Source organism: Chromobacterium subtsugae (assembly GCF_035919665.1).
Classification (GTDB): Bacteria; Pseudomonadota; Gammaproteobacteria; order Burkholderiales; family Chromobacteriaceae; genus Chromobacterium; species Chromobacterium subtsugae.
On the sequence record NZ_CP142381.1, the window covers coordinates 2981237 to 2997337 of the forward strand.

Sequence of the window (16101 nt, forward strand, 5' to 3'; positions counted from 1 at the left end):
GCGCCATGTCATGGCAATAAAAAACCCGCCAGAGGCGGGTCGCGGCGCAAGCCGGGGCTTACATCAGGGTGTGGCCGCCCATGCCGATCCAGTCCGGCGCGAAATAGGCGATCACGCCGCCCAGGCCGGCGAACAGCGCCGTCTTCATATGGCCGCGGTCTTCGCGGCCCGGCTTGCCGGACACGTAGATGTTCCAGCCGGAGAAGCCCATGCACATCACGCCCACCAGTTGCAGGCCCATGCCCATCACTTCCTTGAACGAGGAGATCAGATCCTTTGTCTGCTTGGCGGTATCCATCAGGCTCTTGCCGGAGCTGCCGGCCGTGGTGGCCACCGTGTCCGCCAGCGAGGTTTCCGTCGCCAGCAAGGCCAGCACCGCAACCATCAGAATCAGATTTCCTTTTTTGAACTTCAACATTGTTCCACTCCTTAAGCCTCATCGGCTGCGTTATCAGGACAGATTGGGGAAGGTGTTGCGCACCAGCGCCCAAGCGTCCTCCATGTAGTAAAGAAATATGCCGGACAGAAACAGTATGAAAATCTTCCAGCCGTCTCCCGCCTGGGCAAAGCGGGCATCGCCGCTCTTGTACATCGCCCAGCCGGCCCTGCCCATCGCCGCCAAGCCCAGCAGCTGGCTGAGCGCGTACACCACCTGGCGTATCGCGTTGCCCGCCGCCAGCGCGTCTCCCGCCAGCAAGGTTTGATCAAACATCATTGTCCCCCGGCAAATGCATCATCAAGAAACAGCACGCCCACCAGTTCGCTTCTGCTCAGGATCACCTCCGACTTGTTGAATCTCGCCGCCGCGGCGGTCGCCACCTGCGCCACCGCCTCCACCGTTTTCCCGACCGCGTACTTGGCCGGCTGGTCGATCTTGGGCACCGTCGTCACCGCCGCGCCGTTCACCACCGAGGTCTCGCCGCCGCTGGTCATCGCCGTGGCGTAGTTGCCCAGGAAGGCGCCGGCGGCGATCATGCCGAAGCGGTCGATATAGTGTCCCTTGACCGCGCTGGCCACCGCCTGGGAATTGGTTTCCTTGTCCACCAGCACCGCGTCCACCGGCACTACCCGGCCATCCGCCAGCCGCATCTTGTTCAGCTTCACCACCAGCGCGTCATAGCCCTCGGTGTAAGAACCGAACAGCTGCGCGTCGCGCTTGCCGCCGTCCTCCACGATCCGCACCATCACCGTGGTGCCGGTCTGGTAGGACGAGGTTTCATTCAGCGTCACCGCCGCCACCCGCTCGCCGATGGACGCCACCTTCCAGCCCCGCTGCGGCCGCGCGCCATCCGACGCGCCGCCATCGAAGCGGCCCGCCGCGGCCGCAGCGGCCGCCGCGCCGCCGTACCAGTTGACCAGCTTGCGCTCCTGCTGCGGCGCGTCGCCGCGGCTCCGGTTGTTCTGGAACTTCTGCAGCCACGCGCTCTGCTTCTGCATGCCGGCGGCGTCCAGCAGCGGCTGCATGGATGGCATCTGCGGCACCGGCGGCATGCCGCCGCCGCCCGACGGCGCCGCCCCGGGATCTCCCCTGTCGTTCAGCGCGCCCACTTCGGCCACGTAAGCGCCGCCGCTGGCGATGGCCGCCTTCTGCCTGTCATCCCGCTGGCCATTGAGCAGGGCGTCCGCGGTGCCGTACAGAGCCGGCTGGCTGTGGTCGTCGGCCTGGGCCAGATTGCCGGCGTCGGCCGCGCCGGTATCGGCCATCTTGCCGGGCGTGCTGGCCATCGCGGTCTGATCCTGCCCTTCCGTCTTCGGCGCGCTGACCTTCTTGTAAACCAGCATCGCCGCGAAGAAGGCGATCGCCACGCCGCCGAACAGGATCAGCTTCATCTTGCTGGGGTCTTTGCCGGCGCCCTTGGGTTGGTTATTGAAATCGACCATATCGGGTTTATTGCTCATAGCTGCCCCAGCGGATCACGATGGCGCGGGAGGTGCCGCCCATGCCCGCCACCATCGAAGATGGCCGGTAATCGAATTCATAGGCCGAGCCGCCATCGTCGTCGCGCGTGCTGGTGCGGAAATTGCGGGGCGACAGCAGCGTGACGCCGGGGCGAACCTTGACGAAAACCCGGTTGTCCGACTGCCGTTTCCAGATCTTCACCGCGTCGCCGCCGTTATGCGGCACCGTCTGCATTTCCTCGCCGACGGTTTCCTTCAGCACCGCCATCAGCGCGCCGGACAACGGCGATTGGTACTCGTCGCCGCGATTGAGCGCGTCGCCGCCCATCCAGGTCAGCCGCAGGTCTGCGGCGAAATCCACCCGCTCGCCGCCTCTCGGATACAGCGAGCGCACCTTGATCACCACCGGCCGGAACGAACCGGCGGCGAACACCGTCAGCGAAGTCGAGCCCGAGCCCGAGGAATCGATCACGATCGCGTCCTTGGCCTCGCCGCCGGAGCCTGCCGGAGCCGGCGGCAGGCCTGCCACCGCGCCGGCCAGCGACGCCGCCTGGGTTGCCACAGACGCCTGCGCGTCGCCGGGAATCGGGTGGATCGCGAGAAAGGCCATGCCCGGCACGCTACCGGAAATCTTCAAGGGTTGGCCGGCGACGTCGGTCAGGCGGACCGTCACCGGATAGCCCACCGCCACCGTCAGATCCACCGTCCGCCCCGGGCGCACCGGGATGGTCCGCTGCTCGCCGGCCACCGGCGGCGAATCCTTCAGCTTTTCCACTTTTTCCACTTGGCGGCGGTACATGCGGATCTGGCCCGGATCGAATGGCACCGCCTCTTTCATCACCGAGCCGAATACCGGATCGGCCTCCATCGCCCTTTGCAGCGGATCGCGCGCCTGCGGCCTCGCCGCTTGCGGCGCGGCCGCCGCCGACGCCTGCATCGCCAGCCGGGGATCGTTGGCGCTGCCGGTATAAAACTGCCCGCCCGCCGCGTCGCCCGGCTGGGCCGCCGCGGCGGCCTGGGAAAGCAGGCAGGCCGCCATCAGGCGCATGCCCCTCTTAATCTGGCTTCTCACGCCCTTACCCTCTGTCCTTGGCCATGTAAAGAGCGAGAATCCGGTAGTCCTTCGTCCCGCCCACCGTCACCAGCCCCACCACCACCCTGAATTTCATCGAATTGTCCGTACGCTTGGTGCGGTTCAGATAACTGAGCGTGCCATTGGCTTCGAACTCCCAGGCCTCCACCCCGGCCTGCTGGCCTTTGCCCACCAGAATGGGCGAGCTAGTGAACTTCATATTGCTGATCAGCTCGTTATCCAGCACCGACTTGAAGGTTCCCGCCGCCTCCAGCTGGCTCTTGAAAGTCAGCCAGGAGTCTTCGGTGAAATACTTGCGCGACGCATCGGCGAAATGCGGCTCCAGTTCGGTCCAGTTGTAATTCAGCACCTGGGGCAAGGCATAGGCTATCCACTGCCCGGCCTGGCCTTCATTCAACACCGGGGTGTTGCTGGTCAGCAGCTGGTACTGGCGGCCATCCGGCGTCACCGCGGTGAACTGCGGCAACGGCGCTTCCTTGCGCGCCAGCGCCGCCAGCGCCACCGCCTCCAGCAGGCAGGCCGCGCCCAGGGCCAGAATGATCAGGGTTTTGCGGCGCGAATCATGGCGCAGATTTCCCGACTCACCCATGGTGTCCCTCAGCGCCCGGTCCACCTCTTGATCATTCAAATTCATCATCGACATCGAATTTTTCCAAATATGGTTCGATACAATATCTATCTTATCAAACATTTTAACCATGACGCCAGCAGAATGCCAACAAAAATTATGGCCGCTCGCCGCGGCCATCGGTTCAACCGGCATGCCGGCGCGTCATGCAGACGGCGCGCCGGCCCGTCCAGGCAAACTCAAACCGCCACCTCCAGCCCCGACACGCCAAGTCCGGCGCGGCCGCCCACCCGCACCTGCGTCGCGATGCGTTCCTTCAGCCCTTCGACATGGCTGATCACCCCTATCATCTTGCCGCCGGCGTTGAGCGCGTCCAGCGCGTCCAGCGCCACCTCCAGGGTTTCGCCGTCCAGCGTGCCGAAGCCCTCGTCCAGGAACAACGAGTCTATCGAGGTGCGGTGGCTGACCAGGTCGGACAAGGCCAGCGCCAGCGCCAGGCTCACCAGGAAACTCTCGCCGCCGGACAGGGTGCGGGTGTCGCGCGCGGCGTCGCCCTGCCAGGCGTCGACGATCTCAAGCTCCAGCTCGCCTCCCGGCCGGCGCCGCAGCAGATAGCGCCCGTGCAGCCTGGCCAGGTGGCGGTTGGCCAGGCCCATCAGGTGGTCCAGCGTCAGCCCTTGGGCGAACTTGCGGTATTTGTCGCCCTTGGCCGAGCCTATCAGCCCGTCCAGCCGCTGCCACAGATCGGCCTCGGCCGCCTGCTCGGCTATCCGCTCGAACAAGGCCCGCTGCCCTTGCCTGCGCTGCGCGTCGTCGCGCAGCAGCGCCTCCAGCGCGCCCTGTTTTTGCGTCAAGGCCTGGCGCTGACCGTCCAGCGCCTGCCAACCGCTCTCCAGCGCCTCCAGATCGGCCCCGCCCAAATTCTGCTCCCGCAGCGACGCCAGCCGGCCGGCCGCCGCTTGCCGCACCGCCTCCGCCTGCGCCGACTCGCTCTCCAGCCGGTTCCTGCGCGCCTGCAGGCGTTCGCGCTCGCCCTCCTGCAGCAAGGCCGCCAAAAAGGCCGCCGAATCGGCAAACGGGCTGGCCGCCAGCACCGCCTGCCATTCGGCGTCCACCCGCTGCCGCAGCTCTCCCTGCCTGGCAAGGTCCGCTTCCAGCTGCGCCTTGCCGCCCTGCAAGCTGGCCAGTTCCCGATCCCACTCCTCCGCCCTGGCGCCGCAACGCGCCAGCGCGGCGGCATCGGCCAATGCGGCTTCCGCCCCGGCCGGCTCGGCCGCGCCCAGCGCCTGCCAGCGCGCGCGCCAGTCGGCGGCCTGAGCCTCCGCCTGCTCGCGCACCGCCTGCTGCCGGCTCAAGCTTTCCGCCAATTGCCGCAGGCTTTGCTGCGCGTCCTGCCAACTGTGCCAATCGGCCTGCCGCCGCTCCAGCCAGCCGGCATCCGCCTCCTCCCCGTCAAAGCCGGCGGCGGCGATGTCGGCCTGCAGGCTGGCGGCCAACGCCGCGCATTGGCTTTGCAGTGCCTTGTCGCGCGCCTGCGCCTGCTCCGCCTCGCGCCGGGCGCCTTCCCGCGCTTGCAGCAGCAAGGCCAGCGCCGAGTCCGCCGCTTGCTTTTGCAAATCCTGCCGGCTGACGGCGGCGCTCGCCTGGGCATGGCTGGCCTCCGCGGCTTCAGCGGCTTGCAAGGCCTGGCGCAGCCGAGCTTCGGCCTGCTCCGCGTCCGCGCGGCGGCGGCGCGGCGCCTTCGGATCCGCCCAATCCGCCTCGCCCGCCCCGCATTCGGCCAAGCCGGCGCGCCACGCCTGCCGCGCCTCGTCCATGGCGGCGGCGGACTGCGCGGCGGACTGCCGCAGCCGCTCCCGGCCGGCTTGCAGCGCCGCCAGTTCGGCCGCCGCCCGCTGGCCGTTTTCCGCCAACGTCTCCAGTTCCGCCTCCAGCGCCTGCAAGGCCGCTTCGCCGGCGGAAACGTCCAGCGCCTGGTAAGCCGCCACCGCCGGATGCTCCAGCGCGCCGCACAGCGGGCAGGCTTCGCCCGGCCGCAAAGCGGCCCGATGCGTCTCCAAACTGCGGATGCGCTGCTCCTGCGCCAGCAGCCGGCGCTTGTCGTCCACCCGCTCCTTCAGCTGGCGATAATCGCGGCGCAGCGCCTCCACCAGTCCGCCTTGCCTCTCCAGGCGGCGCGCGGCTTCGGCCAGCTCGGCTTCCAGATCGCGCGCGGCGGCGGCGGCCTGCCGCAGCCCCGCCGCCTGGCCATCCAGCTGCCGCCATGCCAAGGCCTCGCGCTGGCTGCGCTGCCAATCGCCGCGCAATCGGTCCAGCGAGTTCCCCGCCAACAAGGCATCGCGCTCGCGGCCGCCGGCTTCCTGCGCTTGCCGCGCCTGGCGCAGCGCCTGCTCCGCCTCGTCCAGCGCCGTCCGTTGCCGCTCGATCTCGCCGTCTCTTTGCGCCAGGCCGCTCATCAGCGCGGCCCATCCCCGCTCCTCTTCCTGCCGCTGCCGCCTCAGTTGCGCCAGCTGGGCGAACTGGCTGCGCCAGCCGGCCAGCCGCTCGCCCAAGCGGGCATAACGGCCATGTTGCCCGCTCCAGTCATCCAGCTGCCGCTTGCGCTCGCTCAATTCCCGGCCGCGGCGCGCCTCTTCGGCCGCCAGCGCGGCCGCTGTCGCCTGGGCCCGCCAATGCTCGGCCGCCTGCTCCGCGCGGCACGCATCCAATCGTTCCCCAGCCTCATTCAATGCCTGTCTCGCGCCGCCCAGCAGCTCATCCGCCCGCAGCCGCGCCTGATAAACCGGCGCGATCGCCGCGGCCGGTTCGCCCGCGCGCAGCGCCTCCAGCTCCGGCTCGGCCAGGCGGATGGCTTCCATCGCGGCTTGCGCCGCCTGCGCGGCGGCGGCCTCCTCATGTTCAGCTTGCCGCAGTTCGTGCCGCCACTGGCGCTGGCGCCGCAAAGTTTCCAGCTCGGCCAGCAATGCCGACGCCTGCGCCGCCAGTGCGGCCTGCTCGTCCCGCATCCGCGCCGCCTGCTCGTCGCCCAGCAGCTCCACGCCGTCGGCGCGGGCCTTGAGCTGGGCCAGCTCCTGACGGACATCGCGCGCGCGTTCGAACACCCGCTGCGAGATCAGGCCGTAGATGTCGGTGCCGGTCAGTTCCTCCAGCAACTCCGCCCTTTCGTTGGCGCTGGCGTTGAGAAAGGCGGCGAATCCGCCTTGCGCCAGCATCATCGACTTGGTGAAACGGGCGAAATCCAGACCGGTGATTTCCTCCACCCGCCTGAGCTTTTCATGGCTCTGGCTGGCCAAAATGGCGCCGTCGCCGTCGGCCAGCTCCACCTTGGGCGCCTGCAATGCCCCGTCGGCCTTGTCGCGCGCCCGGCGCTGGCTCCAGAAAGCCCGGTAGGCGCGGCCCTTCACCTCGAACTCCACTTCCGCCAGGCAATCGGCGGTGTGGCGGGTCATGATTTCGTTGGACGAGGCGGAAATGGCGTCCAGCCGCGGCGTCTTGTGGTACAGCGCCAGGCAGATGGCGTCCAGCAATGTGGACTTGCCGGCGCCGGTGGGGCCGGTGATGGCGAACAGGCCGTTGTCCTTGAACGGCGCGCGGGTGAAGTCGAGCTTCCACTCGCCTTTCAATGAATTGAGATTCTTCAGCCGCAGGGTCAGGATTTTCATGCTTCGCCCTCGCGCAGGCTCTCGACGACGCTGCGGTAGCGCGTCTCCAGGCCCCGCTGCAGCTCATCGTCGATATCTTCCAGCGCCAGCCGCCTGGCGAACACCTCGTAAGGCGTCAATTCGCCCAGCGTTTCGCTGGCCTGCGCCTGCAGCGCCGCCGCCGCGTCGCCGCGCTCGCGGCGGATGCGCAGCACCTCCAGCGGCAGGCCCTCCGTCATCTGCTGGATGCGCGCCGGCAGATCGGCCACGTAGTCGTCGCCCCGCACCACCACTTCCAGCCACAGCGGCAGGCCGGCGTCTGCCTGCCGCGCGGCCGCCGGGATGGCTTCGGCCAAGCGCGCCAGGTCGCCCTTCAGCGACAGCAGCGGCTGGAAGATCGGCACCGGCAGCGGCGTGACGCTGCGCAGGCCGGCGCCGTCCAGCTCCACCAGCAACACTTCCTTTTGCTGGCCGGCTTCGTCGAAGCTCAGCGCGATCGGCGAGCCGCAATAGCGGATGTGCTCCAGCCCGCCCACCTTTTGCGGCCGGTGGATATGGCCCAGCGCGATGTAGTCGGCCGGCGGAAACGCGCTGGTGGGAAAGGCTTCCAGCGCGCCGACGTAGATTTCGCGCACCGATTCGCTGGCGCTGGCGCCGACGGTGGTCAGGTGGCCGGTGGCCACGATGGGCAGCGCCAGCCCCAGCTCTTCGCGCCGGGCGCAGGCCAGCCGGTATAGCCGCTGGTAATGATCATGAATGGCTTGCCGCAGCGATAGCTGCTTTTCCTCGGCGCTTTGTCCGGCCTGGCTTTGCAGCACATCGCGCGGTCGGATGAAGGGCACCGCGCAGACAATGGCCCCGGGCTGGCCGTCGCGCCGTCGCAACAGCCGCACCTGATCGGCGGGATCGTCCTCCACCGCCGGCACCACCGTGGCGGACAGATAGGACAGCAAGGGCCGGCTTTCACCCAGCGTCGCCGCCGAGTCATGGTTGCCGCCAAGCAGCAGCAGCTGGACGCCGGCATCATGCAACGCCACCACCAGCTGGTTGTAAAGTTCGCGCGCGTAGCTGGGCGGCGCGCCGGTGTCGAAGATGTCGCCGGCGACGATCAGCGCGTCCGCCTGATGCCGGCCGACCTGTTCGACCAGCCAGGCGATGAAAGCCTGGTGCTCCGCCTGGCGGGTTTTGCCGATGAAATGCTGGCCCAAGTGCCAGTCGGAAGTGTGGAGGATGCGCATGGCGGGCTGTGAGGAAAACGGATGGCCGGCATTGTAGCAGCCCGGCCAGCCGTCACTGCTGCAGCTTGAGCACCATCAGGAAATACCGCGCCAGCAGCGGCTCGTCCCGGCCGCCGCGCTTGGCGAAAAACACGCGGCAGGCCATGCCGAAACCGGTGCCCGCCATCAGCGTGGCGGACAGTGCGGGGTTGTGACGATCAGAAAGCTCTTCATGACGCCGGCTTCCTATGGTTTCCCGACCACAACAGCTCTGAGGTTTCTGCCGAAAAAGAGATTAATTGAGTGTGAGGAGCCGGCCCATCGGCCGGCTCCATCGCGTCAATGCGTGTCCGCCGTCCTCGCCGCCGGCGGCTCAGCCAGCCCGGTGACAGACACCGCGGCGGTCCGCAACAGGCGCTGTTTCAAGCTCGCCAGGTAGTCCGCCCGCCCTTGGCGCAGGATGTAGTCGCGGTAGTTGTCGCGCTTGAGGTCTTCCCAGGCTTGCTCTCTCGCGCGGCGGGAATGCGTTTCGGCCGCGGCGGCCAGCTCATCGGTGATCGGCAGCTGGGCCGGCGTCAGCATCGGGTAGCCGTAGCGTTCCATATAGTCGCGGCAGGCGGTTTCTATGATCTCGATCTCACGCAGCGACAGCTGCTGCCGGAACTTGTCGGCATGCGCGACGATGGGAGGGAAGTGGTTGGACGACCACAGCGCCGACAGCTGAGAAATCTGCGCCGCCTCGGCCGAGCTGCGGATGTCCAGCATCTGCGGCAAAAAGGCGATGCCGAAGAAGTCGCACACCTGGCGCAGGATGGTCTGCTGGTCGGCCAGGAAGTCCTCGTAGCGTATCGTCAGCACCTTGTCCGGATGGTTGGCCAGCAGGCGGTCCGCCGCCTGGTAGGCGGCCAGCCAGGTGCGCACATTCAGCGCGGTGTCGAAATCGTGGATGATGGCGCGGTTGACCGAAGCCACCTGGGCGCGCGGATCGCGCACCACGTTGAGGAAGCGCATGTTAGGAAACAGCGCCAATAATTCGTCGGCGTAGCGGACGCTGTCCAGCGATTTGTCCATCACCACCCGCGCCTGATTGTGCTCCCCCGCCCGCAGCAGCAGCTCCCACACTACCTGGTGCACGCTGCGCGGCCTGTCGCCTATCGCTTCGAAGATCTCCACCGGGTCGAAAGCCATGCCCGGCCATTTGACCATGCTCGCCGCCTGCAGGCCCACCACATCGACGATCAGCTGGAAATAAGCCCTGTCGTCCGCCAGGTCGCCGTACAAAGGCAGCAGCGGCATGAAATCGACGATGTGCAGCGGGTAGGGCGAATAGAAATCCCGGCTGAAGTTAAGCCGCAGCCGCAGCGCGTGGCTGCCGCAGCGGCGCAACGGAATCATCAGGACCGGCAGAGGCCGGCCGGCGTCAGATGTGATATTCATGATCGTGCCTTTCCTCGGCCGCCAGCGGGCTGCAACAGTGCAGAACCATGCGGAACAGCATGTCGACCGACTCATCCAGCCGCAGCGCGCCGGTGTCCAGCGCCAGCGCCGGCCTGTGCGGCGCTTCGTACGGAGCGGAAATGCCGGTGAAGTGGTGGATCTCGCCTGCCCTGGCCTTGGCGTACAGGCCCTTGCAATCCCGCTGCTCGCACACAGCCAGCGAGGTGCTGACGTAAACCTCGGCGAACTTGCCTTCGCCGATGATGCCCCGCGCCGTTTCGCGGTCGCGCAGCAGCGGCGAAATGCAGGCGCATACCACGATCAGCCCGGCGTCGTTCATCAGCCGCGCCACTTCGGCCACCCGGCGGATATTTTCCTGCCGGTCCTCCGCGCTGAAACCCAGGTTGCGGTTGAGGCCGTGGCGCAGATTGTCGCCATCCAGCACCACCGCGGAATACCCGCCGCGGACCAGCCGGGCTTCCAGTTCGTAAGCGATGGTGGACTTGCCGGCGCCGCTCAGGCCGGTAAGCCAGATGGTGAGCGCGCGGTGGCCGAACAGCTGCTGGCGGTCTACCAGCCTGATGCGGCCGCCGGTTTTGAAAATATTGGCGGGAAGCCCGGTTTGCGTGGGCGCGGTGTCCATCGGCATGTCCTTCCCGTGATTGAATGCGGCCAGCCGGGAAGGACAAGCGCTTTGCAGCAATCACGCACTAGATAGTTTGGTAATAGTGCGAAATAACTGGTTAGAACTGACCAAAAGAACAGGGACAGTATTTGTACGGATCATTAAGAGCATATTGAAGATGAACCGCTCATTCAAATGGCTTATCTTGCACACCCTCGCCGCGCCGCCTCTGCCGGCTCAAAAGCGGACGCCGGCGCTGAGCATCGCCAGGCTGCGGTCGGACAAGACGTTGTAGCTGCCGCCCCCGGTAGCCAGGTACAGCAACTCGAAAACATAACGTTTGCGGTATTCGCCCTGCAGCCGCCACAACGCGCTGCGCCGCCCCTCCATGAACTGACCGTCCTGCGAATAGCCTTTCGGGTCGTAGCCCAACACCAGCGACGGCGTCAGGTCCAGCCCCGGCGCGACGCCGGCATAACGCTCTTCCAGCTTGGCGCGCAGGCCCCAGGCCACCGAGGTGACGAAGCCATCCAGCGCGCAGCTTGGCCCGCCGCCGCCGCAGAACGGGCTGGCGGCGCTGGGCGCCGGACCGAAACCCACCCGGCCGTAGCGCATCATGTACGGGTCCGGCAGGCCGGCCAGGTATTTGACGCCAGCCTCGCCCGACAGGCGGGCTTCGCCCCCCAACCATCTGCCCAACGGCTGCTGGACGCCCAGCGACAACTGGCTGCTGCGGAAAGTGTCGTAGCCGCGCGCCAGATAGCCGGTGGGCGTGTGCGCCAGATAGCCCAGCGGCCCGGCGCCGGTCAGCACGCCGTACAGGAAGTCGGCACCGTTCCATGCCACTGGCTGGTTCGGCCGGTAGCTTAGCTCGCCGTAGATGCCGGTTCCGCCCGGCAGCCGCGTCTTGAAATTGACGCCGAACATATGGATGTTGTCCGGATAGCTGCGGCGGAATTGCCCGGCGATGCCGACCGGCGCGGCCCGCCCCTGATTGGCCGCCGCCGGCAGCAACACGCCGGGGCCGGTGCGCAGCATCTGGTTGAAGCTCATCGGGCTGGTCTGACTGGAATAGAACAGCCCCAGCAAGCCCACGCCTTCGAACAGATAGTTGAGGCTGGCGCCGAATTCGCCGCCATAGGGCTTATCGTCCGGCGCGCGCTGGATGTAGTCGAGCGGATTGGCGGCCGACTGCTGGTCGCTGGTGACGATATTGCTATGCGACAGGATGCTCAGCAGGCTGCCGTTCAAGGTCAGCTTGTCGCAGCCGGGCTGCGCGTAGTCGCTGCCGGAATAGAATGTGCCGCAGGCCGGATAGGCGTTGGGTTCGAATTTGAACTGGTAGTAGCCGTCCAGCGTCAGACGCGGGGTGGCCTCCAGCTTGGCGTACAGCGCCGGCGCCGGCACATTGGCCATTTCCGGGATGGTGCCGGCGCGGCCCAGCGCGTTGAAATCCAGCGCGTTCACCTGCTGGATGCCGCCGAGGAAGGTGGTGGGCGTGATCCACGGAATCACCTGTTGCCCCAAGCGCACCGACAACGTCGACTGCCCCAGAGGGTAGCGGCCGTAAACATAGGCATCGTCCAGCACCGCGCCGCTGAAACGGCCCAATGCGGTGAAGCGGCTATCGTCCAGCGGCGCGCCGGGCGCATAGCCGTTGGGAGAATGGCCGTGCGGAACCGCGCCATGAATCAGGCCGTAGTCGTACCAGGCCTTGGCGCTGACAAACAGGCCGGCGTCGCGGTAGCGCAGGTCGCCTTGCAGATAGCCCTGCCAGGATTCGGACACCAGGCCGCCGCGGCGGTAGTTGAGGTCGCCGTCGTTCAGGGTATCCATCATATTGGCGTGGCTGACATAGGCCGGATCGGGATTGCCCGTCCGGTAGACGCTGCCGGCCGACATCGCCCCCTTCACTTCCAGGCTGGCCGCCCCCCAATCAAAGCGGCTGCCCTCGCCCAGCCCCGACGGCAGCGTGCTCATGGTGATTTCACCGGCGTGGACCGCGCCCGCCAGCAGCGCCGCCGCGATAGGACAGCATGCATGTATCCGCCTCATCCGAATCGCTCCTCTGTTATTTTGCCGTTGCCGCGGCGCCGGCCGCCGACGCCGCGTTTGATCCGGCTATTTCAGATAGGCCTCGGCCAGCTTCACCCAATAGCTGGCGCCCAGGCTGAGGATGTCGTCGTTGAAGTCGTAGCCCGGGTTGTGGATCATGCAGCCGCCCTTGCTGCCGACGCCGTTGCCCAGCACCACGTAGCAGCCCGGCACCTTCTCCAGCATCCAGGAGAAGTCGTCGCCGCCCATCGCGCCGGCCGGCAGCGGCACGATGCCCTGCGGCCCCACCATGCCTTCCGCCACCGCGCGCGCGATGCGGGTTTCCTCCGGCGTGTTCACCAGCACCCGCGTCACCGGTTTCCACTCGATGCGGGCCTCCACTCCATAGCTTTGCGCCTGCAGCGTCACCAGTTCGCGCAGCCTGCCCTCGATCTGGCGCTGGATGGCGGAGCTGTAGGCGCGCACCGTCAACTCCAGTTGCGCGCAATCGGGAATCACATTGCTGGCGCTGCCGGCATGCGCCGAACCGACCGTCACCACCGCCGGCTGGTCCGGCGCCAGATTGCGCGAGACTATGGTTTGCAAGGACAGGATGATGGATGCCATCGCCACGATGGGATCGACGCAGGTGTGCGGCATGCCGCCGTGTCCGCCCTTGCCGGTGAGGGTGATGGACACGATGTCGGCGGACGCCGCCAGCACGCCCGGTTGCACGATGAAGCTGCCCACCGGCAAAGTGGGGCCGTTATGCATGGCGAACACCGCGTCGCAGGGGAAGCGTTCGAACAAGCCTTCCGCCATCATCCGCGCCGCGCCGCCCTGCCCCTCTTCGGCCGGCTGGAAAATCAGGTTGAGCGTGCCGTCGAAACCGCGGCTCTCGGCCAGATGGCGCGCCGCCGCCAGCAACATCGCGGTGTGGCCGTCGTGGCCGCAGGCGTGCATCTTGCCCGGCAGCTTGCTGGCGTAAGGCAGGCCGGTTTCCTCGTGTATGGGCAAGGCGTCCATGTCGGCGCGGATGCCCAGGCTGCGCGCGCCGCTGCCGCAGCGCAGCTGTCCCACCACGCCGGTGCCGCCCAGGCCGGCGGTCACCCGATAGCCCCAGGCTTTCAGCGACTCCGCCACCAGCTTGCTGGTGGCCTCCTCCTCGAAGCCCAGCTCCGGATGGGCATGGATGCTGCGGCGGATGGCGATGAACTGTTCTTCGTGCTGCACGATGGCGGGAATGACCCCCGGCAGTTTGGACATGTCTTCTCTCCGTTTCCATCAGGTGGGAAAGGCGGCGCCGGCAGAAGAAGATGCCGGCCACGCGCGGCGCCGCTCCGACACCAGTCTATGAACGGAGCAAGCATGAGGAAGGGGGGAAAATGGCCATTCAGCGGGCCGATGTCGCCAGCATTCCGGACCGCGGTGCTTGACGGCGGGCGCCGCCTCAAATCTGCATAAAGAATAAATAAATCAGAATCAACATGCCAACAGGCTTGAATTTGCGCGCCGCTTTCGCCAAGGTTAAAGCGGATATCGCCAAGGTTGCCCCGGATGAACACCTGCATAGACCTGCTTTGCCTGCCCAACTGCCTGAGCGGAACCTTGTTTTCCGCCATCGACGCGCTGCAGGCGGCCAATAAACTGTGGCATCTGCGCCACCCGCGGCAGAAAGCGCCGCGCTTCCAATGGCGGCTGCTGGACGCAAACGGCGATCCGCTGCCGCCGCCGCCCTGGCTCAACGCGCCGACGCCCGCCGCGCCGGCCAGCGGCCAATCGGCGCTGCTGGTGCCGGGCCTCGACATGGACAGCGTCCCCCACCTGAAGCAGCAGCTGGAGCAATGCGGCCCGGCGCTGCGGCTGATCGCCCGCCGCCACGCCGCCGGCGACGTCATCGCCACTAATTACAACGGCGCCGCCATGCTGGCCCGCGCCGGGATTCTGGACGAACGCAACGCCACCATCACCTGGCTGATCGCCGGCTGGTTCTCCGGCCAGCATCCGCGGGTGCGGCTATTGATGGACCGGCCGGTCAGCGTGGACGGCAACATCTTGTGCAGCGGCGCGCCGGCGTCGGCCACCGATCTGGCGCTGGCGCTGGTGCGCCATTTCGCCGGCGACGAGCTGGCGCAAAGCTGCGGCAATGGCCTGCTGTACCAGGCGGCCCGTTTCGAGCAGTCCGGCCAGACCCTGCCCCTGCTCAATACACCCACCCGCGACAGCGCGGTATTCAAGGCGCGCCGCTGGCTGGAGCAGCACGTGACCGAGCCCTACCGGCTGGACCAGGTGGCCGAAGCCGCCGCGGTGAGCAGCCGCACCCTGCTGCGCCACTTCCGCGAAGTGGCCGACATGACGCCGCTGCAATACCTGCAGCAATTGCGGGTGGAAAGGGCCAAGCTGCTGCTGGAAGTCACCACCGTCGATTTGTCCGGCATCGTCGAGCAGTGCGGCTACGAGGACGCCGCCTCCTTCCGCCGGCTGTTCCGCCGCCAGACCGGCCTTACCCCCACCGCCTACCGCCGCGCCCATTCTTTGCGCGCCTCCCGGCGCTGGTGGCGGGCGGGAGACGACATTCCCGCCGCCGCGCCGGGCCCGCTCACGGCGTGACGCGCATGTAAGGCGTGGTGGTCAAGGTGGCGGAAATCGCGCAGCCGCCAGTCAGCGGCGCCGCCGCCAGGCCTATCGTGGTGTCGCTGCCGCTGTCAGTTATCGTCCCGGCTATCCGGCTGGGCCCGCATTGTCCGCCCAGGATCGGCGTGTTCACGTTCACCATCACCCCGTCTATGGCCAACTGGTTCTGCGCCGTCACTCGGCCCACCCAGGGCGCGGACGCGGTGGCGCTGGCCTTGATCATCCGGCACACCGGAATGCCCTTGAAGGCGGCGCTGGTGATCAGGATATTGCCGGCGCCGTCCACCGTGCCGCTGAACACGGCGCTGCAGTCGACATCCACCCCGCCCTTGCTAACCGTGGCCGGCCCCACCGCGGAAAACGGAATGGCTGCCCCGCCCGCGCCCGGCGGCGTGATCGTCGCCGCGCCCGCCGCCGAAGACATCATCCACGCCAGCGCGCACGCGCCGGCCATCGTAAGCTTGCTCATTGTGTTCATCGAAATTTTCCGTCTTGTTTGGTTTGGAATGCGGCCCGGCGCGCCAGGCCGCGGGCGAAAGATTAAAATGCCAACAACATGGTAGATTTGACCCAGATCAGCAGCGCCTGCGCCGCTAGTTCGCGCCTGCCTGTTGGGCCAGTTGGCGCCGCCGGCTTGACATTACGGCTGGACACCAGACATGATGAAGACATGAAAACCTGTCGATTCCTCCGCCACCACCATCACGGCCTGCCCCAGGGCGCCGGGGCGGCGCGCGGTCGTCGGGAGGAAAGCGCGAGCTGACCCATCCGTCAGCCGCAAACCGCACAGGCGCCGCAAGGCGCCTTTTTTATTGCCCGCGCGCAAGACGCGCTGAAAGGAAACACCATGACCATGATCCGAGGCACCCGCATCGTCGCCGGCCGCGAGGCCGCCCTTCTGCGCCAATTGGAAAACCGCTTCCGGGGCTGGCTTCATTGACGCCGGCGCCGAC

Annotated in this window: 14 protein-coding genes; 1 reads left to right on the plus strand and 13 read right to left on the minus strand. The window is 67.2% G+C overall.

Features of this window, described 5'->3' with window-relative positions; all coding sequences use genetic code 11:
* Positions 1–58 precede the first annotated feature (58 nt).
* The 11 genes from U6115_RS14295 to U6115_RS14345 all read right to left on the minus strand — a co-directional run bounded on the left by U6115_RS14295 (position 59) and on the right by U6115_RS14345 (position 13780).
* On the minus strand, positions 59–418 hold the full coding sequence (locus U6115_RS14295) for a hypothetical protein (protein WP_043580133.1): 360 nt from the start codon (positions 416–418) through the stop codon (positions 59–61).
* Positions 419–451: 33 nt separating this feature from the next.
* Positions 452–715, minus strand: coding sequence for a hypothetical protein (locus U6115_RS14300; RefSeq protein WP_043580131.1), 264 nt, complete (start codon positions 713–715; stop codon positions 452–454).
* A complete protein-coding gene (locus tag U6115_RS14305) occupies positions 712–1899 on the minus strand; it encodes a TraB/TrbI/VirB10 family type IV secretion system protein (protein ID WP_146008481.1) in 1188 nt (395 codons plus the stop codon). The genes U6115_RS14300 and U6115_RS14305 overlap by 4 nt, the downstream gene beginning before the upstream one ends.
* Entirely contained in the window at positions 1889–2971 is a 1083-nt protein-coding gene (locus tag U6115_RS14310; RefSeq protein WP_146008480.1) for a DotH/IcmK family type IV secretion protein, read from the minus strand. Before U6115_RS14310 ends, U6115_RS14305 begins: the two co-directional genes overlap by 11 nt.
* 4 nt (positions 2972–2975) lie before the next feature.
* On the minus strand, positions 2976–3635 hold the full coding sequence (locus tag U6115_RS14315) for a DotI/IcmL family type IV secretion protein (protein WP_043580126.1): 660 nt from the start codon (positions 3633–3635) through the stop codon (positions 2976–2978).
* Positions 3636–3799: 164 nt separating this feature from the next.
* Positions 3800–7222, minus strand: a complete 3423-nt coding sequence (sbcC, locus tag U6115_RS14320) for an exonuclease subunit SbcC (RefSeq protein WP_043580124.1) — start codon at positions 7220–7222, stop codon at positions 3800–3802.
* Positions 7219–8439: an exonuclease subunit SbcD gene (gene sbcD / locus U6115_RS14325; RefSeq protein WP_043580120.1), complete on the minus strand. Its 1221-nt coding sequence runs from the start codon at positions 8437–8439 to the stop codon at positions 7219–7221. The genes sbcC and sbcD overlap by 4 nt, the downstream gene beginning before the upstream one ends.
* 318 nt (positions 8440–8757) lie before the next feature.
* A complete protein-coding gene (locus tag U6115_RS14330; RefSeq protein ID WP_052258374.1) occupies positions 8758–9855 on the minus strand; it encodes a sulfotransferase family protein in 1098 nt (365 codons plus the stop codon).
* Positions 9839–10498, minus strand: coding sequence for an adenylyl-sulfate kinase (gene cysC, locus U6115_RS14335; RefSeq protein WP_043580220.1), 660 nt, complete (start codon positions 10496–10498; stop codon positions 9839–9841). The genes U6115_RS14330 and cysC overlap by 17 nt, the downstream gene beginning before the upstream one ends.
* Positions 10499–10717: 219 nt before the next feature.
* Complete coding sequence (locus U6115_RS14340) at positions 10718–12535, minus strand: DUF1302 domain-containing protein (protein ID WP_181243125.1); 1818 nt, start codon at positions 12533–12535, stop codon at positions 10718–10720.
* Between the two features lie 66 nt (positions 12536–12601).
* Positions 12602–13780: a M20 aminoacylase family protein gene (locus tag U6115_RS14345; RefSeq protein WP_043580119.1), complete on the minus strand. Its 1179-nt coding sequence runs from the start codon at positions 13778–13780 to the stop codon at positions 12602–12604.
* A gap of 291 nt (positions 13781–14071) precedes the next feature.
* Between U6115_RS14345 and U6115_RS14350 the strand changes: the two genes are divergently transcribed.
* Positions 14072–15124: a GlxA family transcriptional regulator gene (locus tag U6115_RS14350; RefSeq protein WP_052258372.1), complete on the plus strand. Its 1053-nt coding sequence runs from the start codon at positions 14072–14074 to the stop codon at positions 15122–15124.
* Here U6115_RS14350 and U6115_RS14355 read toward each other — a convergent pair.
* Entirely contained in the window at positions 15114–15617 is a 504-nt protein-coding gene (locus U6115_RS14355; RefSeq protein ID WP_146008479.1) for an activator protein, read from the minus strand. The genes U6115_RS14350 and U6115_RS14355 overlap by 11 nt on opposite strands.
* Positions 15618–15788: 171 nt before the next feature.
* The gene (locus tag U6115_RS14360; protein ID WP_146008478.1) at positions 15789–16085 is read right to left on the minus strand and encodes a hypothetical protein; all 297 of its coding nucleotides are present in this window, start codon (positions 16083–16085) and stop codon (positions 15789–15791) included.
* Positions 16086–16101: the final 16 nt, after the last annotated feature.

Bases quoted from the DNA above. Each gene is read 5' to 3' on its own strand.
- U6115_RS14295 (WP_043580133.1), bottom strand. From the start codon at position 418: ATGTTGAAGTTCAAAAAAGGAAATCTGATTCTGATGGTTGCGGTGCTG.
- U6115_RS14300 (WP_043580131.1), bottom strand. From the start codon at position 715: ATGATGTTTGATCAAACCTTGCTGGCGGGAGACGCGCTGGCGGCGGGC.
- U6115_RS14305 (WP_146008481.1), bottom strand. From the start codon at position 1,899: ATGAGCAATAAACCCGATATGGTCGATTTCAATAACCAACCCAAGGGC.
- U6115_RS14315 (WP_043580126.1), bottom strand. From the start codon at position 3,635: ATGTCGATGATGAATTTGAATGATCAAGAGGTGGACCGGGCGCTGAGG.
- sbcC (WP_043580124.1), bottom strand. From the start codon at position 7,222: ATGAAAATCCTGACCCTGCGGCTGAAGAATCTCAATTCATTGAAAGGC.
- sbcD (WP_043580120.1), bottom strand. From the start codon at position 8,439: ATGCGCATCCTCCACACTTCCGACTGGCACTTGGGCCAGCATTTCATC.
- U6115_RS14330 (WP_052258374.1), bottom strand. From the start codon at position 9,855: ATGAATATCACATCTGACGCCGGCCGGCCTCTGCCGGTCCTGATGATT.
- cysC (WP_043580220.1), bottom strand. From the start codon at position 10,498: ATGGACACCGCGCCCACGCAAACCGGGCTTCCCGCCAATATTTTCAAA.
- U6115_RS14340 (WP_181243125.1), bottom strand. From the start codon at position 12,535: ATGAGGCGGATACATGCATGCTGTCCTATCGCGGCGGCGCTGCTGGCG.
- U6115_RS14345 (WP_043580119.1), bottom strand. From the start codon at position 13,780: ATGTCCAAACTGCCGGGGGTCATTCCCGCCATCGTGCAGCACGAAGAA.
- U6115_RS14350 (WP_052258372.1), top strand. From the start codon at position 14,072: ATGAACACCTGCATAGACCTGCTTTGCCTGCCCAACTGCCTGAGCGGA.
- U6115_RS14355 (WP_146008479.1), bottom strand. From the start codon at position 15,617: ATGAGCAAGCTTACGATGGCCGGCGCGTGCGCGCTGGCGTGGATGATG.
- U6115_RS14360 (WP_146008478.1), bottom strand. From the start codon at position 16,085: ATGAAGCCAGCCCCGGAAGCGGTTTTCCAATTGGCGCAGAAGGGCGGC.